This window comes from Rhodoplanes sp. Z2-YC6860 (assembly GCF_001579845.1).
GTDB lineage: Bacteria > Pseudomonadota > Alphaproteobacteria > Rhizobiales > Xanthobacteraceae > Z2-YC6860.
Genome location: NZ_CP007440.1, coordinates 5089049 through 5115200, shown reverse-complemented (window position 1 = coordinate 5115200; position 26152 = coordinate 5089049). Strand labels below are relative to the sequence as shown.

24 protein-coding genes are annotated in these 26152 nt (G+C 63.0%); 14 read left to right on the top strand and 10 right to left on the bottom strand.

Annotated features, from left to right (window positions below; all coding sequences use genetic code 11):
- The first annotated feature begins 89 nt into the window (after positions 1–89).
- The 3 genes from RHPLAN_RS23990 to RHPLAN_RS23980 all read left to right on the top strand — a co-directional run bounded on the left by RHPLAN_RS23990 (position 90) and on the right by RHPLAN_RS23980 (position 3967).
- Positions 90–653: a gluconate 2-dehydrogenase subunit 3 family protein gene (locus RHPLAN_RS23990; protein ID WP_068022994.1), complete on the top strand. Its 564-nt coding sequence runs from the start codon at positions 90–92 to the stop codon at positions 651–653.
- 1 nt (position 654) lies between these two features.
- Positions 655–2229 (top strand): GMC family oxidoreductase, encoded by a 1575-nt coding sequence (locus RHPLAN_RS23985; protein WP_068022991.1) that lies wholly within the window; start codon positions 655–657, stop codon positions 2227–2229.
- Positions 2230–2461: 232 nt separating this feature from the next.
- On the top strand, positions 2462–3967 hold the full coding sequence (locus tag RHPLAN_RS23980) for a hypothetical protein (protein WP_198164467.1): 1506 nt from the start codon (positions 2462–2464) through the stop codon (positions 3965–3967).
- Positions 3968–3975: 8 nt separating this feature from the next.
- Here RHPLAN_RS23980 and RHPLAN_RS23975 read toward each other — a convergent pair whose 3' ends face one another.
- The 3 genes from RHPLAN_RS23975 to RHPLAN_RS23965 are packed head-to-tail and all read right to left on the bottom strand — an operon-like array spanning position 3976 to position 6607.
- Positions 3976–4683 carry a GntR family transcriptional regulator gene (locus RHPLAN_RS23975; RefSeq protein WP_198164466.1) on the bottom strand — a complete coding sequence of 236 codons (708 nt, stop codon included), beginning with the start codon at positions 4681–4683 and terminating at the stop codon, positions 3976–3978.
- A 26-nt stretch (positions 4684–4709) separates the two neighbouring features.
- Positions 4710–6074, bottom strand: coding sequence for an aromatic ring-hydroxylating oxygenase subunit alpha (locus RHPLAN_RS23970; RefSeq protein ID WP_084245447.1), 1365 nt, complete (start codon positions 6072–6074; stop codon positions 4710–4712).
- Between the two features lie 35 nt (positions 6075–6109).
- A complete protein-coding gene (locus tag RHPLAN_RS23965) occupies positions 6110–6607 on the bottom strand; it encodes an aromatic-ring-hydroxylating dioxygenase subunit beta (RefSeq protein ID WP_068022983.1) in 498 nt (165 codons plus the stop codon).
- Between the two features lie 111 nt (positions 6608–6718).
- Between RHPLAN_RS23965 and RHPLAN_RS23960 the strand changes: the two genes are divergently transcribed.
- The 3 genes from RHPLAN_RS23960 to RHPLAN_RS23950 all read left to right on the top strand — a co-directional run bounded on the left by RHPLAN_RS23960 (position 6719) and on the right by RHPLAN_RS23950 (position 9265).
- Positions 6719–7702, top strand: coding sequence for a PDR/VanB family oxidoreductase (locus tag RHPLAN_RS23960; protein ID WP_068022980.1), 984 nt, complete (start codon positions 6719–6721; stop codon positions 7700–7702).
- Between the two features lie 130 nt (positions 7703–7832).
- On the top strand, positions 7833–8174 hold the full coding sequence (locus tag RHPLAN_RS23955; RefSeq protein ID WP_068022977.1) for a hypothetical protein: 342 nt from the start codon (positions 7833–7835) through the stop codon (positions 8172–8174).
- 29 nt (positions 8175–8203) lie between these two features.
- On the top strand, positions 8204–9265 hold the full coding sequence (locus RHPLAN_RS23950; protein WP_157100442.1) for a Bug family tripartite tricarboxylate transporter substrate binding protein: 1062 nt from the start codon (positions 8204–8206) through the stop codon (positions 9263–9265).
- Positions 9266–9299: 34 nt separating this feature from the next.
- Here RHPLAN_RS23950 and RHPLAN_RS23945 read toward each other — a convergent pair whose 3' ends face one another.
- A complete protein-coding gene (locus tag RHPLAN_RS23945; RefSeq protein WP_198164465.1) occupies positions 9300–10394 on the bottom strand; it encodes an amidohydrolase family protein in 1095 nt (364 codons plus the stop codon).
- 94 nt (positions 10395–10488) lie between these two features.
- Positions 10489–11505, bottom strand: a complete 1017-nt coding sequence (locus RHPLAN_RS23940; protein WP_068022969.1) for an amidohydrolase family protein — start codon at positions 11503–11505, stop codon at positions 10489–10491.
- Between the two features lie 349 nt (positions 11506–11854).
- On the opposite strand from RHPLAN_RS23940, the gene RHPLAN_RS23935 reads away from it, so the two are divergent.
- The 4 genes from RHPLAN_RS23935 (at position 11855) to RHPLAN_RS23920 (ending at position 16165) form a co-directional block, all read left to right on the top strand.
- Positions 11855–13411: an EAL domain-containing protein gene (locus tag RHPLAN_RS23935; protein WP_198164464.1), complete on the top strand. Its 1557-nt coding sequence runs from the start codon at positions 11855–11857 to the stop codon at positions 13409–13411.
- 117 nt (positions 13412–13528) lie between these two features.
- A complete protein-coding gene (locus RHPLAN_RS23930) occupies positions 13529–15157 on the top strand; it encodes an EAL domain-containing protein (protein WP_157100441.1) in 1629 nt (542 codons plus the stop codon).
- 102 nt (positions 15158–15259) lie between these two features.
- Positions 15260–15571: a YMGG-like glycine zipper-containing protein gene (locus RHPLAN_RS23925; RefSeq protein WP_068022959.1), complete on the top strand. Its 312-nt coding sequence runs from the start codon at positions 15260–15262 to the stop codon at positions 15569–15571.
- Positions 15572–15730: 159 nt separating this feature from the next.
- Positions 15731–16165, top strand: coding sequence for a DoxX family protein (locus RHPLAN_RS23920; RefSeq protein WP_068022956.1), 435 nt, complete (start codon positions 15731–15733; stop codon positions 16163–16165).
- A 223-nt stretch (positions 16166–16388) separates the two neighbouring features.
- Here the strand turns inward: RHPLAN_RS23920 and RHPLAN_RS23915 are convergent, their stop codons facing one another.
- The 4 genes from RHPLAN_RS23915 to RHPLAN_RS23900 form a co-directional block, all read right to left on the bottom strand.
- Positions 16389–16943 (bottom strand): dihydrofolate reductase family protein, encoded by a 555-nt coding sequence (locus RHPLAN_RS23915; protein ID WP_068022953.1) that lies wholly within the window; start codon positions 16941–16943, stop codon positions 16389–16391.
- Positions 16944–17034: 91 nt separating this feature from the next.
- A complete protein-coding gene (locus tag RHPLAN_RS23910; protein ID WP_068031750.1) occupies positions 17035–18165 on the bottom strand; it encodes a polysaccharide deacetylase family protein in 1131 nt (376 codons plus the stop codon).
- Positions 18166–18486: 321 nt separating this feature from the next.
- Positions 18487–19071, bottom strand: a complete 585-nt coding sequence (locus tag RHPLAN_RS23905; protein WP_068031747.1) for a glutathione peroxidase — start codon at positions 19069–19071, stop codon at positions 18487–18489.
- Between the two features lie 114 nt (positions 19072–19185).
- Positions 19186–20082, bottom strand: coding sequence for a dienelactone hydrolase family protein (locus RHPLAN_RS23900; RefSeq protein WP_068022950.1), 897 nt, complete (start codon positions 20080–20082; stop codon positions 19186–19188).
- Between the two features lie 211 nt (positions 20083–20293).
- On the opposite strand from RHPLAN_RS23900, the gene RHPLAN_RS23895 reads away from it, so the two are divergent.
- Positions 20294–20488, top strand: a complete 195-nt coding sequence (locus tag RHPLAN_RS23895) for a tautomerase family protein (RefSeq protein ID WP_068022947.1) — start codon at positions 20294–20296, stop codon at positions 20486–20488.
- Positions 20489–20667: 179 nt separating this feature from the next.
- Entirely contained in the window at positions 20668–21636 is a 969-nt protein-coding gene (ku, locus tag RHPLAN_RS23890; protein ID WP_068022943.1) for a non-homologous end joining protein Ku, read from the top strand.
- Positions 21637–21646: 10 nt separating this feature from the next.
- On the opposite strand, the gene RHPLAN_RS23885 is transcribed toward ku, so the two are convergent.
- Positions 21647–23884, bottom strand: a complete 2238-nt coding sequence (locus tag RHPLAN_RS23885) for an SLC26A/SulP transporter family protein (RefSeq protein WP_068022940.1) — start codon at positions 23882–23884, stop codon at positions 21647–21649.
- Between the two features lie 238 nt (positions 23885–24122).
- Here RHPLAN_RS23885 and RHPLAN_RS23880 point away from each other — a divergent pair, with 238 nt between their 5' ends.
- Both RHPLAN_RS23880 and RHPLAN_RS39590 read left to right on the top strand, forming a co-directional pair.
- A complete protein-coding gene (locus RHPLAN_RS23880; protein ID WP_068022937.1) occupies positions 24123–25148 on the top strand; it encodes an LLM class flavin-dependent oxidoreductase in 1026 nt (341 codons plus the stop codon).
- A 275-nt stretch (positions 25149–25423) separates the two neighbouring features.
- Complete coding sequence (locus RHPLAN_RS39590; RefSeq protein WP_157100440.1) at positions 25424–26005, top strand: hypothetical protein; 582 nt, start codon at positions 25424–25426, stop codon at positions 26003–26005.
- Positions 26006–26152: the final 147 nt, after the last annotated feature.

The following is a 26152-nucleotide window of genomic DNA, read 5'->3' as shown; positions in this document are numbered from 1 at the left end:
GGGCCAATTCAACCCGGGTCGACCGCTGCTCCGGTCTACGAGCCGGGAAAACGCGGCGTCATACCGATGCCGTGCTGGGAGGAAGCGTCATGGCCGACATTGAACGGCGCGCCTTGATGAAAGGCGCGGCACTCGGTGCGCTCGCATTCACGGTGAGCGGCACCACAGTCATGCTGACAGCATCGCAGGCGCGCGCACGCAACGTGCCGTACCGCATGCTCAAGGAACACGAAGCCGAGACGCTGGCAGCGCTCGGCGAAACGCTGGTGCCCGGCGCACGCGACGCCGGCATGGCGCATTTCATCGATCAGCAGATCTCGGTGCCGCCGGAGGAGGCGCTGCTGCAGGCGCGCATCCTCAATGTGCGGCCGCCGTTCGCAAACCTGTATCGTGCCGCGATCGGCGTGGTGGATCGCGCGAGCGACAAGATCCATGGCAAGAGGTTCGCCGGGCTCTCGGCCGACACCCAGCGCGAATTCGTCAACCTGATGCGCCAGAACAAGCTCGAAGGCTGGCAAGGCGGACCGCCCGGAGCTTTCGTCTACACGGTGCTGCGCAGCGACGCGGTCGACGTCGTCTACAGCACGATGGACGGCTACGAGATGCTTGGCGTGCCCTACATGCCCCACGTCGCGCCGGATCGGAGGTGGTGACATGGCGAACGAAAAAGTCGATGTCGTCATCGTCGGCGCGGGAGCCTCGGGCTCGGTCTACGCGTCGGTGCTGGCCAAGGCCGGCAAGACGGTCGTTCTGCTCGACAACGGGCCGGATTGGCAGCTTCAGGATCTGATCAGTTCGGATATCTGGGGCCGCAGAATCAAGCCGGCCGGTGCGCCGGTGCTGCTCGATGGCAAGAATCCGTTCGGATACACGGCGCAGGCCGGCTGGGGCGTCGGCGGCGCGGCGCTGCATTATTTCGCGAACTTCCCGCGCTATCTGCCGACCGATTACAAGATCAAGAGCGAGCACGGCCGCGCGCACGATTGGCCGATCTCGTATCAGGACGTGGCGCCGTTCTACGACAAGGTTGCGGCCGAGATCGGCGTCTCGGGCGATGCCAAGCAGGAAGAGAGATGGCGTCCGGCCGGGCCGGCCTACCAGATGCCGCCGATGAAGACCTTCCCGAATGGCGAGGTCTGGCTCGAAGGCGCCAAGGCCAACGGCGTGCAGCTTGTGCCGGCCGCGGTCGGCATGACGTCGCAGGACTGGAAGGGAAGGCCCGCCTGCATTTATGACGGCTGGTGCCATGTCGGCTGTCCGACCGGTGCGCTCGCCAACCCGGTGGTGACTTATCTGCAGCAGGCGCGCAAAGCCAAAGCCGAGGTGCGCCCGTTCTCGACGGTCACGCGTGTGCTGACCAACCAGGCCGGCACGCGGGTGACAGGTGTCGAATATTACGACGCCCACAAGCAGCGTCAGGTGCAGGAGGCGAGCGTCGTCATCCTCGCCGCATGGTCGGCGCAGAATCCGCGTATTCTGCTGAATTCGGCGACCGACAAGCATCCGAAGGGACTCGCCAACAAGAGCGAGCTGGTCGGCAAATTCATGATGACCCATCACATCGCCGCCACCTGGGCGATGTTCGACGAGGACATCACACCGCACATGGGCACGATCGGCGCGCAGTTCATGTCGTACGACCGTTACGACAAGAAGAGCGGTTCAGCGGGTTTCGGTTCGAGCTTCATCGTGGCGGGCGCTGCCATGAAGACCATCGACTTCGCGTCCGCGCGTGGCGATCTGTTCGGTCCGGAGCTGCACACCTTCATGAAGCGGGCAGCCAAAGGGCTCACCCGCATCACCATCTTCGGTGAAGGGCTGCCGCGGCTGGAGAACCGCGTCGAGCTTGCGAGCGACAAGGACGAGTTCGGCATGCCGCTCGCGCGTCTGACCCACAGCTTCGACGACGATGCGCTGGCGTTGTGGGCCAGCAACTACGATCTGGGCGTCAAGATCGCCAAATCCACCAAGGCCAAGGAGGTCTGGCCGGGACGGGGGCCTGTGGTGCCGACCACGCATCTGCATGGCGGCGCCATCATGGGCACGAGTGCCGAGAACTCGGTGGTTACCAGTTACGGCCAGACCCACGAGGTGCCCAACCTCTGGATGGCTGGGCCATGCACTTTTGCGTCGGAAGGAGCATCGAACCCGACCTACACGATCTTTGCCGTGTCGCAGCGCGGCGCCGAGCATCTGGCCGCGAACTGGAATACGATCGCGAAAGCATGATCGTCTGAGACCGGGGCGCCCCTCCTCGCGTCGGGCGAGGAGGGGCTTTTCTTTTGGCGAGAGTTGGCCGGTGACCACATCCGACGTTTATCTGCGAGGCTGCATCAGGCCCGTGTCGTGGGCTGTGCTCGCCGCGGGCGTTCTTGTTTGGGCCGCCGGCGCCGCGGCATTTTTTCGATATCCCCTGTTCTCGCATTTCAATCTTGTGTTCGGCGAGCAAGGAGACGGCCGGATGCAGGTGCTCCTGAACGAGCACCTGTACAACGTCCTGCGCGGCAGCGCGGAGTTCACTTCGCCTCCTTACTTCTATCCTCAGCAGGGCGTGCTGGGCCTTTTTCCGGCCTTCCTCCTCAGCAGCGTACCATATGCGGTGCTGCGGTTCGCGGGATGCGACCCGTATGTCTCGTTCCAGCTCGTTCTCATTCTGCTGTCCTTCGCTTGCGCCATGGCCACGCTTGTCGTCTGCGTGCGTTATCTGCAAATCCGGCCTTGGATCGCGCTGTGTGCCGCGGCCCTGATCACGTTCCCCAACAATCTCTTTGTGAAAGCGGGCGTCGGCCACACCAATATGCTGATGCTCTACGTCATTCCGGTCATCGTTGCGCTCGCGCTGTGGGGGCTGGAGGACTTTCCTCGCATCACGCTGCGATCGATTTTGCGGGTGGCGCTGGCCTCGGCGCTCTACGCGCTGCTGTTCGCATCCGACGTTTACATAGCTTGGATGTCCGGCCTGACGCTGCTTATCGTGGGTGTCGTGGTTGCGCTCGCGCTGCGCGGCAGGCTCGTCATATTCCTGCGCGAGAACATGCGTCCGCTCGCGGCGCTGCTCGCGACAGCGGGTGCGGCATTCGCGATCGCCTTCATTCCGTTCCTGTTGATTTATATGCCGGTGCGGGCGCTCGCGCCGCTGCGCCAATATCGCGAATACATCATGTTCGCGCCGCTTCCGATCGATCTGATCAATGTCAGTCCATGGAACCTGATCTGGGGCGCGGTCGTCGAACGCTTCGTCGCGAACCGGGGCGGGGAGCATCTCCTGGCGGTCACGCCGGTCATGACGGCCGTGACCCTTGTGCTGTCCGTTGCGCTGAGTCGCGGCGCGTTCGCAATGGAGCGCTGGCGTTCGGTCCTGGTTGGAGCCGCCATCAGCACCTGGTCGATCGGATGGCTGCTGACGATGAAAATCGGCACGGCCAGCGGATTCTGGCTGGTCCGCTATCTCGTGCCCGGCGCGCTCGCTATCCGCTCCGGCATGCGTTTGCAACTCGTCGCGAACATCTGGATCGTGATTGCGCTCGCGCTGCTGCTCGAACACTGGCTGAGGATTGCGCCGGCGCGGTCGATCGGCGTGCGGAGATGGGCTGCCTTGGGTGTCCTGGCGTTTTGTCTCGTTGAACAGATCAACCTGATGAAGAACAGCGAGATCCGGCGCAGCGACGAGCTTGCGTTCCTCGCGGCCGTGCCGCCGCCGCCGGCCGCGTGTCAGGCATTCTATGCCCTGCCGCACCGGCAGCAGGACGCCCGATATCTGGATGAGCAGGACGCCATGTGGATCGCGAACCAGATCCACTTGCCCACGCTGAACGGCTTCGCCGGGTGGTTTCCTCCCGGTTGGAATTTATTGCAGAAGGACGGGGACCAGACGAGTTTGGTCCGGCAGTGGATCGAGCACTCGGGCCTGACCGGGCAGGTCTGCTCCTATGATGCCGTCAAACGGCAGTGGGCGCTGTTCCGCTGAATTCCGGTCTAGACGACCGGCGTTCGCTCCCGCTTGCCGGTGGCATAACGGCTTGTCGATCGCACATGCTCGTTGTGCAGCTTGATGGACTTCGCGACATCGCGGGCCAGTGTCGCCTTGACGAGTTCGTTGTGCTCGCGAGCGACGTCTCTGGAGCCGACGATATCGGCGCGTAGCGCCTGATACTGGTAGCGCAACGCCCAGTCGAAAAGCTTCTCGGACAACTCCAGCAGCCATCGCGAGCCACATGGAGCCAGGAGCGACATATGGAACTCACGGTGGCGGCTCAGATACTCTTCGTTGACCTGTCCATCGGATGTGAATGGCGGCGTCTTCGACAAGTGGTGATGGGCAATGACCACTCGCTCTTCCCATGCCTCGTCGCCGTTCTTGAGGGCGGCCGGGATCATGATTTCGTTCAGCAGGCAACGTGTGAACGTCAATTCGTGCAGGTCTTCTGGCGGAATATCCGCCACCGCAAACCCGCGTTGATCATGCTGGACAACAAAGCCCTCAGCCGACAGCCGGTTGAGCGCTTCCCGCAACGGGCTCGCGCCCGTGTCGTAGCGGTTGCACAGCATGTTGATGCGCAACTGCTCGCGGGGAGCAAGAGCGCCCTGAATGATGTCCAGCTTCAACGCCCGATAAAGCTTGGTGGCGCGCGTTGCGTTGGACGGCTTGCTCTTTTTACGAGCGTCGACCTTGCTGGTATCCATGGTGCTGCGGTTATCTCGTTGCGGCATCAGCTCGACATGTATTCTTGCCACTTGGTCCAGAACACTCGCATGCGGCCCTCGTCACCATGCTTGACGAAGGTCATCGGGTCTTTCGGCGCGACGCCGGCGGAGATGTCGTTCCAGCCGCCGTAGTCCTCCGCGCCTTTGTAGCCGCGTTGTGCGGCTTCGATCGCTTCGACGTCGTCGGGCGTGCCAAAGCCCGCCGGGCCGAGAAAGTCCATGTAGCTGAACAGGCGAAGCTTGCGGATTTCCGGCGATTCCTCTTTCGGCGCGATGGTCCAACTCTGCACCAGCATCTCCGCCGGCTTCTTGGAGAAGTAGGTGCGGATCATGATGCCGTGATTATCGACGATGGCGAGATTCGGGAAGATCAGAATGTGATGGTCGAAGTGCGCCATCTTCTTGGTGCGTTCGGGACCGACGCGATCGACGGCCTTCTGATAGACGCGATCAAGCTCGGCCTTGTATTTCGGATCCCAGGTCGGGTGCCATTGCGCGAAGGGCCGGCCGTGGTTCGACGGATAGTCATAAGCCATGTGCCCGTTGCCGAGATCGAAGGCGAACTTCGTCTTGGTCTGCATCAGGGCCTTGTAGCGGCCCGCCATCATCACTTCGGCGCTGGCCTTGGTATCGAACTCCGCGGTCGACACGCCCTGGGCGTTGGCGCGGTCAGTCCCGGCCTTGGTGGCGTCGGCGGCGTATTCGAAATAGGTCGAATGGACGCTCTGGACGTGGAACGGGTCCATGCCGTTCTCGTGCCAGAGCTTCCAGTTTGCATCGACCTGAAAATTCTGACCGCCAGGCATGATCGCCATGCCGATCTCGGACTGATCGACGATATTGTCGATGTATTCCTTGGCGCCGGCGAGATAGTCCGAAAGCGACATCGCATTGGCGTCGAGGTTGATGAAGAAGAAGCCGCGATATTGCTCGAGCCGCGGCACGTGCACGAGGCCACGGCTGTCGTTCTTGTAGCCTTCCGGATAGGCGCCTTCCTGCGGGATGACGCGCAGGCCGCCATCCGACCCGAACACCCAGCCGTGGTAGAAGCATTGGAAAACGCTGGCCTTGCCGGACTTCTCGCGGCAGACGCGGCCGCCGCGGTGCGTGCAGAGATTGTAGAAGCAGTTCACCTTGCCTTGCGAGTTCCGGTTGAAGATAAAATCCCGGCCGGCGACGGTGCGGGTCAGGAAAGAGCCGGGCTCCGACAACTCGCTGTCATGTCCGAGGTAGAGCCAGCAGCGCTGGAACAGCTTCTCATGCTCGCGGGCGAGAATTTCCGGATCGGTGAAGACACGGCGCGAGACCTGGAACAGGCCGGCGTCCTTGTCCGAGCGGACTTCGAGCGGGGTGCCGATGTATTGATCCATGACGAACTCTCCGGAATGAGAGAAACGGTTGAAGCCTACAGAATGATGGTCAAGCGTCCCTGTGGCACCAGTTCATCGACGCCGAGATCGCAGCGCTTGTAGCGGATCAACACGTCGTCGCCCTGCTTGACCAAGTGATAGCGCATGCGACCCATGAACATGTCGGTGATGCCGTCGCGATAGCGCGACACATTGAACACGCCGTGCACGTGCGTGCCGTTTTGATCCTGCGCCGCGATGCGCAGATTGGAGAACATGTGCACGGTGGTGGAGTGCGGATATTCGGAGTGCGCCGTCCTTTTCTTCAGTCGCTTGACGCGGCTTTCCATGCGGAAGCGATCGTCATTGATCAGGAACAGGCTGGTGTCCGGCGAGCAATCCATCGGCATGCCGGGTGAGGGCACCAGGTAGAGCATGTCGCCGGTGTAGAGCTTCAGCCAGTCGTCGAGCCGCCAGTCATCAAGCAGTTCGCCCTCGAGATAGATCAGACGTTCGGCTTCATCGAGAGAAACGTCCGAGCGCGGCGCGAGCATGCTGACCTCCGCATATGCAATCGCCGGCTAAATTATCGACAATATTCCTGTTGTCAATGATTATCGATAATAATAACATCAGTGAGAAATCATCGATTTGACGATGGCTGCATGACAGTTGCCGTGACCACTCCGGTGCCCCTGGCCGCCAGCAATGGCCTCATCGATGTGTGTCTGGCCGCCATTCGTCCTGCCGCGGACGACACCAACCTGTTCGATTTCTCCCGTTCCGATCAGGCGCCGCTGCCGCCGGCGGAGCCCGGCGCACACATCGACCTGCATCTGCCGAACGGGATGACGCGGCAATATTCGCTGGTGACGCCGCATCAAAATCCCGACTGCTACACGCTGGGGATCAAGCGCGATCCCAACAGCCGCGGTGGGTCGCGTTACATCTTCGACGAGTTGAAAGTCGGCCAGGCGGTCAGAATCAGCGCGCCGCGCAACCACTTTCCGCTTGCCGCGGCTGCGCCACATCATGTGCTGATCGCCGGCGGCATCGGCATTACGCCGATCTTCGCGATGATCCAGCGGCTGCGCGCCGACGGCGCCCCGTTCAATCTCCACTACGCGGGTCGTTCGCGGTCGCAGCTTGCGTTTCTCGACGATCTCGACGGCGCGCCATTCGCTCATATCCATTGCGACGACGAACATGATGGTGCGCTGCTTGATCTCATGAGCGTGGTTGCGCACGCGCCTGCGGGAAGTCACTTCTATTGCTGCGGGCCGGCGCCGATGCTCGAAGTCTTTCGTGCAGCGACCGTGGCGCTGTCGCCCGAGCGGGTTCACTTCGAATATTTCACGCCGAAGGAAGAGGCGAGCACCGCCGGTGGTTTCGTCGTCGAACTGGCTCGCTCCGGTCGCGAGGTTTTGATCCCGCTGGGCCAAACGATCCTCGAAGCGCTGCGGGAGGCCGGGCTCGAACTCGATTCATCCTGCCAGGAGGGAATCTGCGGTGTCTGCGAAACCAAGGTGATCGCGGGGATTCCGGATCATCGCGACGCGGTTCTGTCGGATGGCGAGCACGCCGCGAACAAGACCATGATGATCTGCTGCTCCGGCTCGAAGAGCGAACGTCTCGTTCTGGATTTATGATGACCTTATGCTGTGCATCGAACTCGGATTGCGCGGCTTCGCATGCCGGAGAGCAGGGGCGAGCGCGAGACGCCGCCTTTGGCACAATTTTCGCTAAGCACTTTCAGCATGAAACCAGGGAGCGCCGCTCATGATCACTGCCATCGTCCGCTACAAGTTGCCGCCCACCATCGGCCGCAACGAATGCCTCAAGCACTTCCACAAGATCGCCCCCGACTTCGGCAGCCTGAAGGGCTTCATCAGCAAGCAGTTCATCTGGAACGAAAGCGGCGTCGCCGGCGGCGTCTATCAGTGGGAAACGCTGGCGGACGCAAAGGCCTTCTATCAAGGCCCTTGGCTCGACGGCATCCTGCAGCGTTACGGTGTCTATCCGGAGATCGAGTATTTCACGACCTTCGCGGTCGCGCGCAATCCGGGCGGCGAGGTGATCTACACCGAACCACCCGTCAACGCCGTGACCAAAGCGGCTTGAGGCTCTTTGGTTCTGCCCGATGACTGCAGGTGCGGCGGCGCGATGCCGCCGCACCGAGAATTTCACCGCCGGAAAATCGTCGCCCCATCACTCGTTTCAAGGAATGCTCAGGCGCCATGACGCGTTCTTTTGTCCGGTCACTGCTCGTCGCAACACTTCTCAGCTTCTCCGCGAGCGCGCATGCCGCCGATTGGCCTTCGCGTCCGATCAAGCTGATCGTGCCGACTGGCGCCGGTCATGCTGTCGACGTCATGGCTCGCATGATGGCAACGGGCGTGTCTCAGGGACTCGGGCAGACCATGTTCGTGGAGAACATGCCAGGGGCGGCCGGCTTTATCGGGGCGCAGGCCACGGCTCGCGCGGCTCCGGATGGCGATACATTCATGTTGGCTCCGGCTTCGCTGCTGTCGTCGAACATCTATCTCTACAAGTCCGTGCCATATGATCCACGGCGCGACTTCGCCCCTGTCGCGATGGTTTGCGACAAAGGACCGATGGTCGTCAGCGTGAATCCGGGACTGCCGGTCAAAAGCATCCCGGAGTTGATCGCCTACGGCAAAAACAATCCGGGCAAGCTTTCCTACGCGGTCGATGCCAGTGGCGGTCTGGCCATTATCGCCGGCCGGCTGCTCAACAAACGCGGCCAGATTGGAATGACAGAGGTGACGTACCGGTCGAGCCCGCAAATGGCGCAGGACACAATGGCCGGGACTGTGCAGTTGATGGTCAGCTCCATTCCGGCGGTCAGGGGACCGGAAAAGGCAGCGATGCTTCGCTGGATTGGCGTGAGTTCGGCGGAGCGTTTCCCGGGCCTGGAAAGCCTTCCGACGATTGCGGAGACGCTGCCGGACTTCCGCATCGATGGCTGGTTTGCTGTCGTGGCTCCTGCCGGCACCCCTGCCGCGATCCTCGACCGGATGAATCGGGAGATCGACAAGGTTCTCCAGTCGTCGGAACTTCGTGAGAAGGTCCTGACATTCGGACTCGGGGTGAGCGACGCCGGCACGCCTGCCTCGACGGCGGCATACATCCAATCCGAGCAGGAGCGCTGGCGCGGCCTTGTCGAGGAACTGGATATGAAGCCGCAATAGAGAAGACGGCAGCGGCGTTGCCGTCGGTCCTCAGTTAAGCGAACTTCAGCTTCGGCAAAAGTTTCCGCGCCGTCTCGTTCTCGATCGACCGCAGATCGGCCGCGGAGAACTTCCACGCCGCGATGCCGTCGTTCACTTCGGCGCCATCGCGATACGGATAATCGGTGCCGTAGAGCATTTGCGACACGCCGACGAGGTCGGACAGGCCGGCAAGCTGCGCCTTGGTGTTGCCCTGCGCCAGTTCGTAATAGAACTTCTGGAATTCCGGGATCGGGCCGTTCGGCAGGTGCGGATGCTTCTGCACCTTCTGCTGCTGGATGAAGCGCTGCGTGAGAAACGGCAGCGTGCCGCCGGAATGCGAGAAGATCCAACGGATGTTCGGATACTTCTGCGACATGCCGGTGAACACGAGATGCGCAATGGTGCGTGTCGAGTCGGTGGCGTACTCGATCGAGCCCGGCGGAATGCCCGGCACCACGTCGGCGCAGCAGTTCGGCGCCAGCGGATGCACGTAGATCACGGCCTTGCGGCGATCGAGTTCGGCATAGACCGGCGCGAACGATGCATCACCGAGATACTTGCTGTCGTAACTCGTGAGCAGGCCGATGCCATCGGCTTTCAACGTGTCGAACGCGTATTCGATCTCCTTCAGGCTGCCCTCGACATCGAGCGGCGTGATGGTGGCGAACAGGCCGAACCGGCCGGGATGCTCCTGCACGAGCTTGGCGCCGTATTCGTTGATGGCGCGGCTCAGCGACCGCGATTCCTGCGCGTCGCCGAACCAGGTGCCGGGCTGCACCTGCGACAGCACAGCGACCGCGATGCCGCTCTTGTCCATCTCTTCCAGCGACATCTGCGGCGACCATTTCGGCGCGCCCATCTTGTGCTTGGTGAGCGCTTCGCGATGCGTTGGCGGCAGAAAGTGATGATGCACGTCGATCCGGGTTTTGGCCGGCTGCGCCTGCACCGCCGGCGCAGCAACGGTGCCGAGACCGAGCGCGGCAAGTCCGCCCGCAAGGAAGCTGCGGCGCTCCATCGGCAGTGCGCTTCGGGCCGACGTCGGCTCGCAACACGCGCAGCTGGCAAAGAACTTGCGCCGCGAAGCGCCACCCATTCCGGTCACAGTCATTTCACTCCTCCCAACGCGCCTCTTGCGGGCGCACATATTCCTGCGCCGTAACCTTGGCGCATTCGAAAATCAGGTCAAGCGGGCTCTCGCGGATTTAAGTTTGCTTGAGGCGCGGAATAAGCTTGATCGCGACCTCACGCTCGATCGAGCGGACGTCGGCGGGATTGAAGCCGTAGGCCGCGATGCCTTCGTTGATTTCGGCGCCGTCGCGGAACGGATAGTCGGTGCCGTAGAGCACCTGCGACATCGGCACCATTTTGAGCAGCGCAGCGATCTGTCCAGGCGTGTTGCCTTGCGCCAGTTCATAGTAGAACCGGCGGAATTCCGGCATCGGTCCGTTCGGCAGGTGCGCCGGCTTGCGCTCTTCGGCGAGCCGCACGAAGCGCCCGGCAAGAAACGGCAGCGTGCCGCCGGAGTGCGAAAACAGCCAGCGGATGTCGGGGTACTTCACCGACAGCCCGCTCATCACCAGCTGGCCGATGGTGCGCGTCGAGTCGGTGGCGTATTCGATGGTCGAAGGCGGAATGCCGGCTGTCACCGCCCGGCAGCAGTTCGGCGTGGTCGGATGAACATAGACCAGCGTCTTTCTCCGGTTGAGCTCGGCATAGACCGGCTCGAACGACGGGTCGCCGAGATACTTGTTGTCGTAGCTCGTCATCAGGCCGATGCCGTCGGCCTTCAGCGTGTCGAGCGCGTATTCGATTTCCTTGAGGCTGCCCTCGGTGTCGGGCGGCGAGATCACCGCGAACAGACCGAAGCGGCCGGGATAATCCTGCACGAGCTTCGCGCCATACTCGTTACACTCGCGGCCGAGCTTGCGCGACAGCGGCACGTCGTCGGCGAACCAGGTGGCGGGCTGCACCAGCGACACGATCGCGGTCGCGATGCCGCTCTTGTCCATCTCGTCGAGCGACATCTGCGGCGTCCATTTCGGCGGCCGGCCGCCGCTTCGTCGCGTCGCCATGGCGTCGGCATGGACCGGCGGAACGAAATGATGATGCACGTCGATGCGGGTTTTCGGCGCGGTTTGCGCCAGCGCTGGAGCGGATAGCGCTGCGGCTGCACCGAGACTGGCCATGCCGCCGGTCAGAACCTTGCGCCGGCTGGGCATCGGGCCGGACGCCGCAAATCCGGTGACGCAGCAACCACAGCCTGAAAACAACGATCCGGTCCGCATCGTCAAAAACTCCCCGAGGTGGCGCTTCTCACAGGCGCATCGCCCGCCAGTTGGCGCGGTTTTGTGGCGGACGGTCAAGGGATGCGGTCCCTTGATGGCACATGAAAATTTCGCGCGCCCTCGCACCGCATTTACCGGCCGATAACCACGGCGGTTCGGCCGCGGCACCCGCGGTTCCAGGAAAAGCCTCGACTTAAACCGACCTTTACGCGGTTTGCCCATTGTTCGGCGGAATCTTCCGAGGCCGACGTTGCGTCACTTCAAGCAGTCAAATCTGAGCGTTTTGGCCGTTGTCTTGGGCATCATCGCCGCAAGCGTGCCGGTGCTGCTTTTCAATGCCTGGCTCAGAGGCCAGGGCGAAGACGAAACCGCGGTCACCGCCGCCTGGGCGCTGGGCTATGCGGACACGCAGATCGGTGAGGCCGTCACCGCGATCAACGATCTGTCGACGAACGGCATCGACTCCTGCAGACCCGCGCAGGTCGAGGCCATGCGCCGCGCGGTGCTGCGGAGCGGCCCATTCAAGGAGTTGCTGCTGATCGGGCAGAACGGCCAGGTCGCGTGCACCGACAGCGGCCTGCAAGTGCGGCAGCAGGTGATCGCTTCGGTTGCTGCGACAGATCGAGACATCTTGCTCGAACTCGTTCGCATCGGCGAGGGCAGCGAGCGCCTGCTGCGGGTCCGCAAGGTCGGACAGGCCGACAAGCCGAGCATCGCTGCCGTGATCCCCACGGCGCTGTTGCTGCCCCAGGTTTCGTTGCGGGGCGGTCGGCTCGACGGCGCGGTCCGGCTGACCATGCCGGACGGCGCTGTGGTCAGCGAAGCCGGCAAAGTGAATTCCGAGCAGGAGCAGCGTCACGTCAGGCTCCGCTCCCAGCCCTACGGCCTGACCGTCACCGTATCGCTGCCAGTAGGTGGCCTGATCGCCGATCAGGACGCGTTGCGGCGCATCGCCATGCTGGTGACCGGCGTGACCGCGATCGTCATCCTGCTGTTTGCGTTGCGACGAGCCAGGCAGCCGGCCAGTGGCACCGCAGAGTTGGCCAAGGCGATTCTGTCAGACCAGTTCGTGCCGTACTATCAGCCGGTGGTCGATATCCAGACCGGCAAGCTGCTGGGTGCCGAGGTGCTGGTGCGCTGGAAGCGCGCCGACGGCAGCTTCATCGAGCCGGCCGCTTTCGCGGCACTGATCGAATCCAGCGGGCTGTCGCTCGACCTGACACGGTCGCTGATGCGGCGGGTGCGCGATGATATTGGCGCAGCGATCGGCAAGCGGCCGCGCGTCAGCGTTGCCTTCAACGTCGCGCCCCAGCATTTCGACGATGCGATGATCATCAACGATGTCGGCACCATATTCGACAATTCGCAGATCAAGCTCACGCAGATCGTGCTGGAGCTGACGGAGCGCCACCGCATCGACAATCTCACCGCCATGCGCAAGACCATCGCGGCGCTGCAAGGCATGGGCTGCAAGGTCGCAATCGACGATGCCGGCACCGGACACAGCGGGCTGTCCTATATCCTCAAGCTCGGCGTCGACATCATCAAGATCGACAAGGTGTTCGTGCACGCGCTCGGCTCCGAGGGCCATTCGAAGGCCACCATCGAGACGCTGATCGATCTCGCCAAGAACATGCGCATGGAGATCGTCGCCGAAGGCGTCGAGGACTTCGACCAGGTCACCTACCTGCGCGAGCGCGGCGTTGCCGCGGCCCAGGGCTATGTGTTTGCGCCGCCGTTGCCGGCCGGCTCATTCCTGCAATTGCTCGACGCCATGGAGCCTGTGGCCGAGATGGTGCCGGCCCCGGCCAAGCCGCAACGGGCGTCGTCGTTTCGTTAACCCGGTGTAAATGCGGCTGCCCAACTTGCCGCAATTCCGCCGTCAAATCTTAAGCTTAAGCCGCCCTTAACACTGCTCCTTCAATCTGGAGGTGCTTTGGAGTTGTGTGGAGTTTAGGTGTCGCCGAGACGCAAGTTGCTCGCAGCGATCGCTATCGGCGTCGCCCTTGCGGGACCGCCGGTGGCGGCGTTCAACATTTGGCTGAGCGGCCTGGTCGAGCGACAAGGTCGGCAGGAACTCGAGCTTGCGGCGCGCCGTCACATGGCGCTGTCGGAGGCGCGCGTCGACCGTGTGCTCGCGGCCCTGGACGACGTCGCCAAGCGCGGCATCGATTCCTGCAAGCCAGCCGATATCGAGGCGCTGCGGCGGGCAAACTTCACGACCGCCGCAGTCAAAGAGTTCTCGATCGTCGATCCCGACGGCAAGACGCTCTGCAGCGACGTCGGCAACCAGTCCGATCAGCGGCAGGTGGTTTCGTCGGAGCCGCTCGCCGCCGGCAGCTCCTATCTGATGGAAGTGATCAAGTTCGGGACGGACGCCGGGATCTCGGGCCCTTGGGTCCGCTTCCGCAAAGCCAACGTCGGTGCCGCGTACAGCGTTGCGGCGCTGGTTCCTGCGCTGCTGTTCGTGCCTCAGGTCTCCAACAGCGGCGAGCCCATGAACTTCCATGCGCGGATGCTGACCTCGGGCGGTGCGCTGATCGCCGAGTCCGGCCATATGGGGGACGCGAACACCAACGCCGGCGATCTGCTGGTGGTGGACCTGTCGTCGAGCCGTTACCCGCTCCGCACTCACATCACCGCGCCGCCGGGCAATGTCGGATCCGGGCAGGGTGATCTCCGCACCATCGGCGCGGTTGCCAGCGGATTGCTCGCGATCTTCATTCTGGCACTGAGCATGCTGCTGCCACGGCGCGAGCGCGCCAATCCGATTGCCGATATCGAGCGGGCGCTCGGGGCCGGCGAGTTCGTGCCGTACTTCCAGCCGATCGTCGACATCCGCTCCGGGCGGCTGCGCGGCGCCGAGGTGCTGGTGCGCTGGCGCAAGCCCGACGGCAGCATCGTGCCGCCGGCAAGCTTTATCCCGCTCGCGGAGTCGAGCGGCCTGATCATCGAGCTGACACGTTCGCTGATGCGGCGCACCTTGCAGGAGGCCGGGCAGGCGCTCGGCAAGCGGCCGCACGTCACGCTGGGCTTCAATCTCACGGCGCAGCACTTCGCCAGTGAAGAAATCGTCGATGACGTGCGCACCATTTTCAAGCGTTCGCCGTTGAAGATGTCGCAGCTCGTGCTCGAAGTGACCGAGCGCCAGCCGATCGAGAACCTCACCGAGACGCGGCGCGTGATCGCGGCTCTGCAAGGGCTCGGCTGCAAGGTCGCGATCGACGACGTGGGCTCAGGCCACAGCGGCCTGTCCTACATGCTCAAGCTTGGCGCCGACATCATTAAGATCGACAAGCTCTTCATCGACTCAATCGGCATCGACCGCAACTCCAACACCATCATCGAGACGCTGGTCGATCTCGCGCAGAACATGCGCATGGACGTGGTGGCGGAGGGCGTCGAGAGCTTCGAGCAGGTCGTGCATCTGCGCGAACTCGGCATCCGGGCGGCGCAGGGCTATGTGTTCGCGCCGCCGTTGCCGGGCCCGGTGTTCTTGAAACTGGTCGATGCCATCGATCCGCTCAAGAAGCGCGAGACCGAGCCGCTCAAGGAGGACGTGGCCGCGGTCGCCGCCGCCGTTTAGCCGGCCTGTCCATGCCTGTGGGCGCAACCGGTATGCCATTGAACCTCCGAATGGACGTCTGTTAACTTGCCTCCGGGTGGACTGATCGGGAGGAATCACGACATGACGCGTATTCTGACGGCGGCACTGACGCTGACCATGATCGCCACTGCGGTGCCTGTGCAACCGGCTGCGGCGCAGGACGCACTGGGTGGCGCCCTTCTGGGCGGCGCCGCGGGCGCCATTATCGGTGGGGCTGCGACCGGCCGGGCCGGTGGCGCGGTGGCTGGCGGAATTATCGGCGCGGCGGCGGGAGCCGCGATTGGCGGCTCGATGGAGCCGCGCCGGGCTGGCTATTACTGGTATCAGGATGGTTGCTGGCTACGTCGTCGCGACGGCAGCTATATGCGTGTTCATTCCCGCAATTGCTATTGAGATCGAACGGCTCGTCCAGGCGCTTCTGTGCGAAGCGCCGGATCAAACGGCGGTTGAACAACCGAGACTAACGCCGGGTGGCGTCTGAAGCATTGCATGACCTCTCCGCGGGCGGAGAGGTCATTGTCCCCTCGTTTCGCGGGCAGGGAGATCGAGACCATGAATGCCGTCTATACGATCGGCCGTATTTTTCTGTCGCTTGTCTTCGTTGTTTCCGGCGTCCAGAAGCTGATGGATATCGCTGGGACCGCAAAATATTTGGAAGGCCTCAATGTGCCGATCCCGGATCAGGTCACGACCTATCTCGCCCAATACTCCACCATTCCGAAATACGAGGCGCTGGCCTATCTGGTCTCCGGCGTCGAGGTGCTCGGGGCCTTGATGGTGCTGGTCGGCCTCAAGGCGCGGTGGGGCGCGGCCCTGCTGATCATCTTCACCGCGCTGACGGTTGTGGTCGCCCATCATTTCTGGGACATGACCGGCGAAGCCTTCCAGACCAATCTGGTCCAGGCGCTGAAGAATCTGTCGGTGATCGGCGGGCTGCTGCTGGTCGTCGCGGTGGGCTCGGGCACGACCGCCGTGGACCGTCGCTGACACTCCTTCTGCAATGAAAGAGGGCGGCGCGAGTTGCGCCGCCCCAAGTTTGATACGCCACGCGGGAGGAACCTCGGAACGGATCGGCGTTCATTCACAACGCCGCCGAACCGCGTGACTGAAAAATCAAAATCCAGCTGTGGATAAGTTCTGATTCGTCGTGATTTGTCACGAGCTTTCTGAGGACTGGCGATTCCCACAGCATGTCCACAGCTGTGGACAATCAGCGTCGCCACACCGTCAGAACGAGGCCTGCCGCGGTGTCGAGGGCCTGCACCGGCGCGGGTTTGAGTCCATGGCTGGCGAGCAAATCCTCGGGCGCCGCAGGTGGGATGCCGGGAAACACCGGCATCCCACCCGGCAGCCGGACGCCCTGGGCGCGGCTCAGGTGGAAGGCGTCGTAGCGGGGGAGAAATTCGCCAAACGGTCCGGTGCCGCCGATCACCGTGAGAAGCCGGCCCGAAAGGCCGAGCGCATCCCAAGCCTCGTTGAGGCTGGCGCCCGCCGGATTCCACAACATGGCGCGCGGCACGCCAGAAGCGGGCGCAAGCCCCGCCACCCGGTGGGTCAGGATCAGCCGCGTCCGCCGCGCCGCGTCCGGGCCGCCTTCGCCGGAGTTCTTGCCATGAACCAGCGCCGCCGCCTGATCGAGCATGTGGCGGAAGTAGCGCTGGTCGGCCTCGAGCTTCAACGCCTCGGGCTGAACGCCGCTTGCGTCCGCGATCATGCCGTCGTCGGAGACGATGGCGAGACCTTCGATGCGATCGGGCAGGGCCATGTCGCGCAATTATCCGAAGCCGGCCATAAAAAGAAAGGGGCGGCGCGAGCCGCCCCTTCAGGGTTTTTGTTTGACGCCTTTGTTATCTCGTTCAGTCGACCGTCTTGACCACGCTCGAGGTCGGGCGCTGGCTTACGGTCGGCAGCTGGTTTTCCTTGGCGAGCTCCTTGCTGAGCGCCTCGTCATACTCCGGCAGCGTCGTCACCGAGGGGTTGGCCGGCCGCATGTGCACGATCTTGTAGCCGCCGGCCTTCAGATCGGCGAGCAGCTTCGGCATCGCGTGCGCCGTGCCCTTCTGGAAGTCGTGCATCAGAATGATGCCTTTGCCGCGCTTGGCGAGCTTGGACATGATCGACGCGATGATCTTGTCGGGATGGTCCTTGATCTTGAAGTCGAACGAGTCGATGTCGGTCGAGAACATCGAGATGTTGCGCTGACCCAGATAGGTGACCATCTCGGGCGGATGCCGAAGCGCCGGGAAGCGGAAGAACGGCGCCTCGGGGCCCGCATCTTCCAGCGCCCATTTCACCGCGCTGATCGACTTCTCGATCTCGTCCTTGGCCTGTTCCGGCGTCAGCTTCGACAGGTCGGCGTGCGACCAGGTGTGGGAGCCGACCGTGTGGCCGGCCTTCACCACCTGGCGGAGGATTTCCGGATAGTAGGTGGCGTGCTTGCCGATGGAGAAGAACGTCGCCCTCACGCATTCGTCGGCGAGCGCCTTCAGTACGGCCGGCGTGGTCACCCAAGGGCCGTCGTCGAAGGTCAACACCACCTCTTTGTCCTTGAGGAAGTCGTGCTGCTTGAAGTGCTCGAAGCCAAAGCCCGGACCGCCGCTGGTGTCGATCTCGACGGTGCGCGCAACGCCAAGCGCATTCGGGTTGGTGCAGGCCGGTTGCGCAACCGCGATGGCGGCGGGGCGCTGTTGCTGCTGCGGGGCGATCGCCGGGGCCGTCGCGGCGGCCGGGGTCGGACGGAGCGATTGACCGGTGGTCGGAGAGGGCGTCGGGGCCGCGGCGCGGGTCGGCGCGGGAGCCGGAGCAAGCGGGGCAGGAGCCGGGGCGAGGGGCGCGGGAGCGAGCGTCGGCGCAGCCGCGGGATCGAGCGAGGGGGCTGGAGCGAGCGTCGGAGCCGGCACCAGTGGGGGCGCGTTCTGGGCGGACGCAGGACCGAGAACCAACAGAGACGCCGACATCGCCAATGCAAACGCTGCTGCACCGCGCATCATGACCTCCAAGTCGACTAAATGAATGAGCCCCCGGAAGGGCCTAGCGGATGGAATGAAGCTATTCGGCGGCCAAGTCAATGAATGCCAAATGATTTGAACCAGGCGACCGCTATCGAGAAGATTTCAGCGAAAGGAACCAGGATTCTTCGCAAAAAATCGCGACTTTTGTGGACTAAACGGCTGCGGAGCAAAGCCTACATGGACGGAGCCTTGCCGCCGGATGAACGCGGAACTTGGCAAAGCGACCGCTCGCAGCGCGAAATTTCGCAACTGATTCGCTGGGCGCGATCTCGCGCGCTGGCCGGTCGCCAGCGCGGGCTATTGCAATTCCTTTTCGATCGCGGCGATGACCTTGGGGTCGGTCGGCTCGACCTGGGTCGAGAACACCGCGGCGATGCGGCCGTCGCGGCCGATCAGATACTTGTGGAAATTCCAGCGTGGGCCGTCGCCGGGTCGCTCGAGCGCGGCCCACTTGTAGAACGGATGCGCCTGGGCCCCGCGAACTTCTGCCTTGGCGGCGAGCGGGAAGCTCACGCCATATTCGTCATGAGCCGTCTTGTTGATCTCGGCGGGGCCGCCCGGCTCCTGGCCGCCGAAGTCGTTGGACGGCACGCCGATGATCAGGAGGCCCTTGTCGCGGTAACGCTTCCACAGCTCCTGCAGCCCGGCGTATTGCGGGGTGTAGCCGCATTGCGAGGCGGTGTTGACGATCAGGATCGGCTTGCCGGCATGCTCGGCCAGGCGAAGGCTGCCGCCGTCGAGACCCAGGAACGAAAACGCGAAAGCGGTCGGTCGGCTCATGGCGGGCGCCTGGGCGTATGCGAGAGGAGCGAATGCGGGTGAGACGAGCGTGACACCGGCAGCCGGTCCAAGCGACGCCAGAAGGTTTCTGCGGTTGAGCATCATGATTGTCCCCGTCGGTTCACTGCGCCTGTGTTCGTTGTCTCGACGTTGAGATGCATCCGATGAGAAAGTGTCCTCCCTTCGCAGGAAGGGAGGACGTCGTGTTCTCGAGTGCTAAGCCAGCACCTTGTACTTCTTCAGCCATTCGATCGCGAGCTTCCAGCCGTCCTCGGCGGCTTCCTTGCGGTAGCTCGGCCGGTAGTCGGCGTGGAAGCCGTGCGGCGCGCCGGGATAGATCTTGAACTCGGCCGTCTTCTTGGCCTTGGCGAGAGCTTCCTTCATTGCATTGACCTGATCGACCGAGATGCCCTGGTCGGCTTCGCCATAGAGGCCCAGCACCGGCGCCTTCACTTCGGCTGCGAGTTCGCTCGGGCTCTTCGGCCAGATGGCCTTCTGCGCCGGCGGATCGACCAGCGAGCCGTAGAACGCGACGCCGGCTTTCAGGTTCTTGTTGTGCACCGCGTATTCCCACACCGTGCGGCCGCCGCGGCAGAAACCCAGGATCGCGAGCTTTCCGGTGTTGCCGCCTTGCGCCTTCGCCCAGGCCACGGTGGCGTCGAGATCGGAGAACAGTTCGGCGTCGGGCTTGGCGTTCACGATCGGCATCAGCTTCGGCATCTCGGTGATCTTCGTCAGATCCTGGCCGGAGCGGAAATAGTAGTTCGGCGCGATCGCAAATGCGCCGGCCTTGGCCAGGCGGCGCGTCACGTCCTTGATGTATTCGTGCAGACCGAAAATCTCCATCGCCACCAGGATCACCGGCGGATTGTTCGCCTTCTCCGGCCGCGCGAAATAGAGCGGCATGTCGCCACCGCTGACCTTCACGGTGGCGTCGCCCGCCTTGAGCCCCGTGGTGTCGGTGGTGATGGCCTGCGCGCGCACCGGACCGGCGGCGAGCGTATAGCCCGCGGCCGCGGCCGCTGACGCGGTCATGAAGAAGCCGCGCCGCGACACCGGCGCGGGCGTCACAAGCCCGATGATGTCCTGCGGTAGTTTCGAGTGGATATTCATATGCCCATTCCTCCAAGCAAACCGTGAAAACGGCGACAGCCGGTAAACACCCCAGCGGGCGGGATTATTGCAGCAATCTATAGGATGGGCGAAGGGGGGTGAGGGCGGGTCACGATGAAGTGCTCGGCGTTCAGCGCCGCAGAGCGGGAGTATTGCTGGCCTGATGTGCCCGCTATAGTGCGCCGCGAAGGCATCGACAGGAGGAACAATCATGCCCGAGATCGTCATCTACGCCGCAGGCTCACGTCCCCAGGAACAGAAGGCCGCGCTCTGCAAAGACATCACCGACGCGATGGTGAAGAACTTCAAGGTGCCGGCTGACGCCGTGGTCATCACGCTGGTCGAGACGCCGAAGACCGACAAGGCCAAGGGCGGCGTGATGTTCAGCGACATGCCGGCGCGCTGAAGCGCAGCAACACTATCGATTGCGAGCGGCAGCATCCCTCCCCACAAGGGGAGGGATTTTTTCATGCGCGGTTTCGTTAACGCCGTTCCCGGCATTCGCGGTCCGTTCCCGGTGCCGGAACCGCGCAATTGGCTTATATTTTCAACAATCCAGTAGCCAGTTGCGTTGTGGAGTGTCCGATGGCCGCGCGTCCGTATTGGAAAGGCAATCTGCGCCTCTCTCTCGTCACCTGTCCGATCGAACTGCATTCGGCGACGTCGGAGAAGGACAAGATCAGCTTCAATCAGCTCAACAAGCGCACCGGCAACCGTATCAAATACAAGAAGGTCGATGCCTCGACCAACGAAGAGGTGCCCACCGAGGACATCGTGAAGGCCTTCCAGTTCGAGAAGGACTCGTACGTCCAGTTCGAGCCGGACGAGCTCGAGGAGATCGCGCTCGACACCAACCACACGATCGACATCGTGTCGTTCGTTCCCGACAGCGAGATCGACGAGCTCTACTACAACACGCCGTACTACATCCTGCCGGGCGAACAGGACCATGCCGCCGAGGCGTTCTCGGTGATCCGCGAAGCGCTGAACGAGAAGGGCATGGTCGGGATCGGTCGCGTGGTGTTCGGCTCACGCGAGCACATGATTGCGCTGCGGCCGCGCAGCAAAGGCATGGTCGGCACCACGCTGCTCTATCCTTACGAGGTCAAGAAGGAAGCGCCGCTGTTTGCCGAGATTCCCAATATCAAGATCGACCGCGAGATGCTCGGCATGGCGCACCAGATCATGAAGGGGAAGCAGGGCCACTTCGAGCCGGAGAAATTCGAAGACCGTTACGAGACAGCGTTGCGCGAACTCGTCGCCAAGAAGCAGAAAGGCGCGGTGATCCACACCGAGGCGCCAGCGAAGGCTGCGACCAACGTCGTCAATCTGATGGATGCGCTGCGGAAAAGCCTTGCCGAGGGCGGCGGCGCCGCGAGCGCGAAGAAGAGCGCGTCAGGCAAGTCGAAAGCCAAGCAGGACGATCTGCGCCGCCAGCCGCAATTCAAGTTTCCGATCGAGGGCGGCAAGGCCAAGCAGGGCAAAGAGGCCAAAGAGAGCAAAGTGGTTGCCGCGCCCGTGTCGCGCGCCAAGGCAAAGCGGAAGTCGGCCTGACGGCCGAGGCCTAGCGCCGCAGCGCGGTGAGCGAGCGGTTGGCGATGTCGACCCGGTCCGCCATCGTCGAGACGATGAAGTCGTCGTAGGCGTAGGCGAGATCGGGCCGTTCCTGACGCATCCTGTCAAAATTCGCCCGGCTGAGCGTGAACAGCTTGGCCGGTCCGTCCGACGAAACCGTCGCAGAGCGCGCGGCGCGCCTGAAAAATCCCATTTCGCCGACGACCGAGTGGGTGTCGATGCGCCTCACGCGCACCGTCTCGCCGTGCTCGTTGGCGACATCGACCACCAGCGCTCCTTCCGCCACGATATCCATCGTGTCGGCCGGGTCGCCCTGGCGATAGATCACTTCCGATCCTTCGATGGATTTGATTTCGAGATAGGCGAACAAGTCGGGCAGCGAGACCTGTGAGCCGAGCTGCTGCTTCAGCCAGCTCTCGAATTCCTCTCCGGCGGACGGACTCACGTCCGCCGAAGCCAGCAATTGATCTTCGCACCAGGCCACCGCCACATTCAGATCGGCAAACGCGCCTTTCGGGTGCTTGAAGCAGCCGCTTCGTTGCAGCGCCGCCTCGATGGACGGCGTCGCCGATGCGCAGACGAAGACGATCTTGTGCTTCAGACAGAAGTCCCGAATCTTGGTGATGCTCAGGATGGCCGATGTGTCGGCGCCTGAAACCATCTCGAAATCCAGCACCAGATACTTCGGTTCACCCGGCGGCAGCTTTGCAATGTCGCCGCGAACGCGTTCGAAAAGGCTCTCGGCTGAGCCGAAGAAAATGTGTCCGCTCAGCCAATAGATTTGAATCTTGGCGCCGGCTTCCTGAAGATATTTCGAAAGCTCGGGGGGCCGCGTGACGTAGCTCGCGAACGTGGCGCGTGTCGCGTGCCGGCGCACCACGCCGCGCCGGGAATAGCTGACGGCAAACAACACGCATGCGCAGACGATGCCGGCCAGGACTCCGACCAGATAGCCGTACAGGACGCAGACCGACATGATGATGAGCGCGAGCGAAAGGTCGAGCCACGCCCGCTGTTCGAACGGACGCCAAAGCGTGTCCACAATGAAGGTGTAACCCAGATAGAAAACCAGTCCGACGATGACGGGCAGGGGGACAATCCCCGCCAGGTTGAAGTTGGTCACGGCGACCAATCCCAAAACCGCTGCCGCGACCGCGCCGCTCGCGCGCGTCATCGAGCCCGCGTGGTCCAGTAGCCGGCTGGTGCCGGTTTGCAGACTGCTGGCGAGGCCCCCGAAAGGGGCCGCGATCATGTTCCCGATGCCGTGGCATCGAAATTCCTGATTGAGATCCGCAGGGACCTGTCGCGCCAATTCGAGGCTGGCGACCTTGGTCACGAGCGAAACGACGGCGACGAGCACCACCGCAATGAGCTCCGGCAGAGCAGCGAGGACTTCGGACCTCGTGACGTGGGTCGAGTGCCATTCGGTGAATGGGGACCACGCGGCCAAGGACCCCAGCGCCGGCAGGTACCAGCCATGATGAGCCTCCGAGGCGCCGAGAACGTGGAGCGCCGCCGCGCTGCAGAGCCACATCGCCAGCAAGGCGACCGGCAGCGCCAGCCCGGATTTGATCCATCGGCGAACGGCGAGAAGAATCAACAACGCCGCGACGCCCGCGCCGATCTTGGCCGCGTCGATCAGCGTCCACTGCGTGAATGGGTTTGCGGTCAGCGACCGCCCGATCGCAATGCGAGCTCCTCCCAAGAACAGAAACAGCCCTGTCGCGGCCAGGAATCCGGCGACCACGCTGTAGGGAACGAACCGGAAGTACTCGCCCCATCGCAGCGCGCCGAATAGATAGAGGGTCAAGCCGGACAGCAGCGTCGCGGCCGTGAACAGGACCATCGTCGTCTGAATCGCATCGGCTGGCGTGCCGCCGGCCGGGATTACGACGTTGGATACGGAGGCCGACAGCAGAACGAGGACCGCGCCGGTCGGAGAATCGATTCCAGTCGCGATCGGAGGCAACGACGTTGCCAGCGAAATGACGAAGCCGCCGATGCAGCCTCCAACCAGCATCGACCAGATGGCGATCGGGATTCCGGCGCTGAGCTCGCCGTGAAACATCAGCGCGCCGAACGAGATGATGTTTGCGATCAGGACGACGGAAGCGACAAAACCTGCCGCCGCGTCTCTCAGCCCCGCTTGCCGGAGTAGGTCGACCCAATAAAGAAGATTGCCGGAATTCAAGGCCGCGTCGGTTTGCGGGTGAGCTTGTTCCGTCATGGACTCTCGACCGCGCCAGGCAATGATTTTGGTTGGAGGCTTCCGGTTAGCTCACCATGTCCCATGGGCCCGCGCAACTCCCGATAACTGGCTTTGCCGGGTTGAAGCTATTCCGGTTAGCCTGATCGTAACGTGGTCGACGTCACACATCGGCAGCCGGCGAAACGCGAGCTGTTCCTGCTTCGGCCTTTCGGGCTAGAACAGCCCACCAGATGGATCATCCCAACACCGTGTGCCCATGAAAAGGATCGGCTTTCTCTCTTTCGGCCATTGGACGCCGTCGCCCCAGTCGCAGACCCGAACGGGGGGCGATGCGCTGTTGCAATCGATCGAGCTTGCGGTCGCGGCCGAGGAGCTCGGCGCGGACGGCGCCTTCTTCCGGGTGCATCACTTCGCCCGGCAGCTCGGCTCGCCGTTTCCGTTGCTTGCTGCTTGCGGCGCCAGGACCAAGCGGATCGAGATCGGCACCGCGGTCATCGACATGCGCTACGAGAACCCAATGTACATGGCGGAGGATGCCGGCGCCGCCGACCTCATCGCCGGCGGGCGTCTGCAACTCGGCATCAGCCGCGGCTCGCCCGAACAGGTGATCGACGGCTGGCGCTATTTTGGTTTCGCGTTGCCCGAGGGCATGACCGATGCCGAGATGGCGCGACGCCACACTGAAGTTTTCCTCGAAGTGATCCGCGGCCAGGGCTTCGCCAAGCCGAACCCGCAACCGATGTTTCCGAACCCGCCGGGACTTCTGCGTGTCGAGCCGTATTCCGAAGGTTTGCGCGAGCGCATCTGGTGGGGCGCGGCCTCCAATGCCACCGCGGTCTGGGGTGCCAAGCTCGGCATGCATCTGCAGAGCTCGACGCTCAAGATGGTCGAGAGCGACAAGCCGTTTCATGTCCAGCAGGCTGAGCAGATCCGCGCGTTCCGCGAGGCCTGGAAGGAGGCCGGACACAAGCACGAGCCGCGGGTGTCGGTCAGCCGCAGCGTCTTCGCGCTGATGGACGACCGTGACCGCATGTACTTCGGACGGGACGGCGAGGAAAGCCAGGACCAGATCGGTTTCCTCGGCGACAACACGCAGGCGATCTTCGGGCGGAGTTACGCCGCCGAACCGGATGTGCTGATCGAGCAATTGAAGCAGGACGAGGCCATCGCCGAGGCCGACACGCTGCTGCTCACCGTGCCCAATCAGCTCGGCGTCGATTACAACGCCCATGTCATCGAGGCGATCCTGAAGCACGTCGCGCCGGGCCTTGGCTGGCGCTGAGGCTCGCAGAGGCCAATCGTCTTGCTCCGGAAGGTCTCGGCCCGGAAGGTCTTGGTCTGGAAGGTCTCGGCTTGGAAGGTCTTGGCCTAAAGGAATGTGCCCTAACTCACTTTAGCGCCCCACCGGGTTCGGCTAATCTCGCATGTGCCGGTTGGTGGGCGGTCATGCTCACACGCCGGCCATCCGCATCGGAAATGGAGAGAGGTGGAAGGACTTTCATTCCCCTGGGCAAGCAGCGGCCGATGCCGGTGTCTTCGCCCTCACAGGAGGACATAATGAAAAGGGCGACATATTTCTCGATCATGACTTGTTTGGCCATCACGATCATTCCGGCCCACCAAGCATCTGCGTTGGACACCAAGCACACGACTTTGACGGCGTCCCAGAAACGCATCCTGGCTCAGAAGAAGCTGATCACGTACCAAACTCCAAAGAATCTGAGGACGGTCAGGAACACCGGCGGTGACCGCATGCTCAATCCGCAGCCTTTGCCTCCAGGGCCGCCGCCGCCGGATGGGTATAAAACGACCAAACTGAAATCTACTTATTACAATCGCGGTTCGGCAGTGTCGCTCAATCCGCAGCCGCTGCCGCCGGGGCCGCCGCCGGATAAACTGAACACGCTCAAGAACCGTGGCTCAGCGGTGTCGCTCAATCCGCAGCCGTTGCCGCCGGGACCGCCGCCGGACAAACTGAACGCGTTCAAGAACCGTGGCTCAGCGGTGTCGCTCAACCCACAGCCGTTGCCACCAGGGCCGCCGCCGCCGGATAAATTGAATCCGGCTATGAATCGCATCAACAGCACCGATCGCTTGCAGAACTTGCAGCTCGATCGGCGGACGACCGGCGTCCGATAAGCTTCGATCTGTCGCTATACAAGGCTATCGCCGGGCCGACGGCTGTCACTGTCGCCCGGCGAATGCATTTCCGGGAAATGAGTTTCACAGACGCGTCTTGCGCAACATACAAGCGCATGTCGGGGCAATCCTTACGCCGGGCCTGAC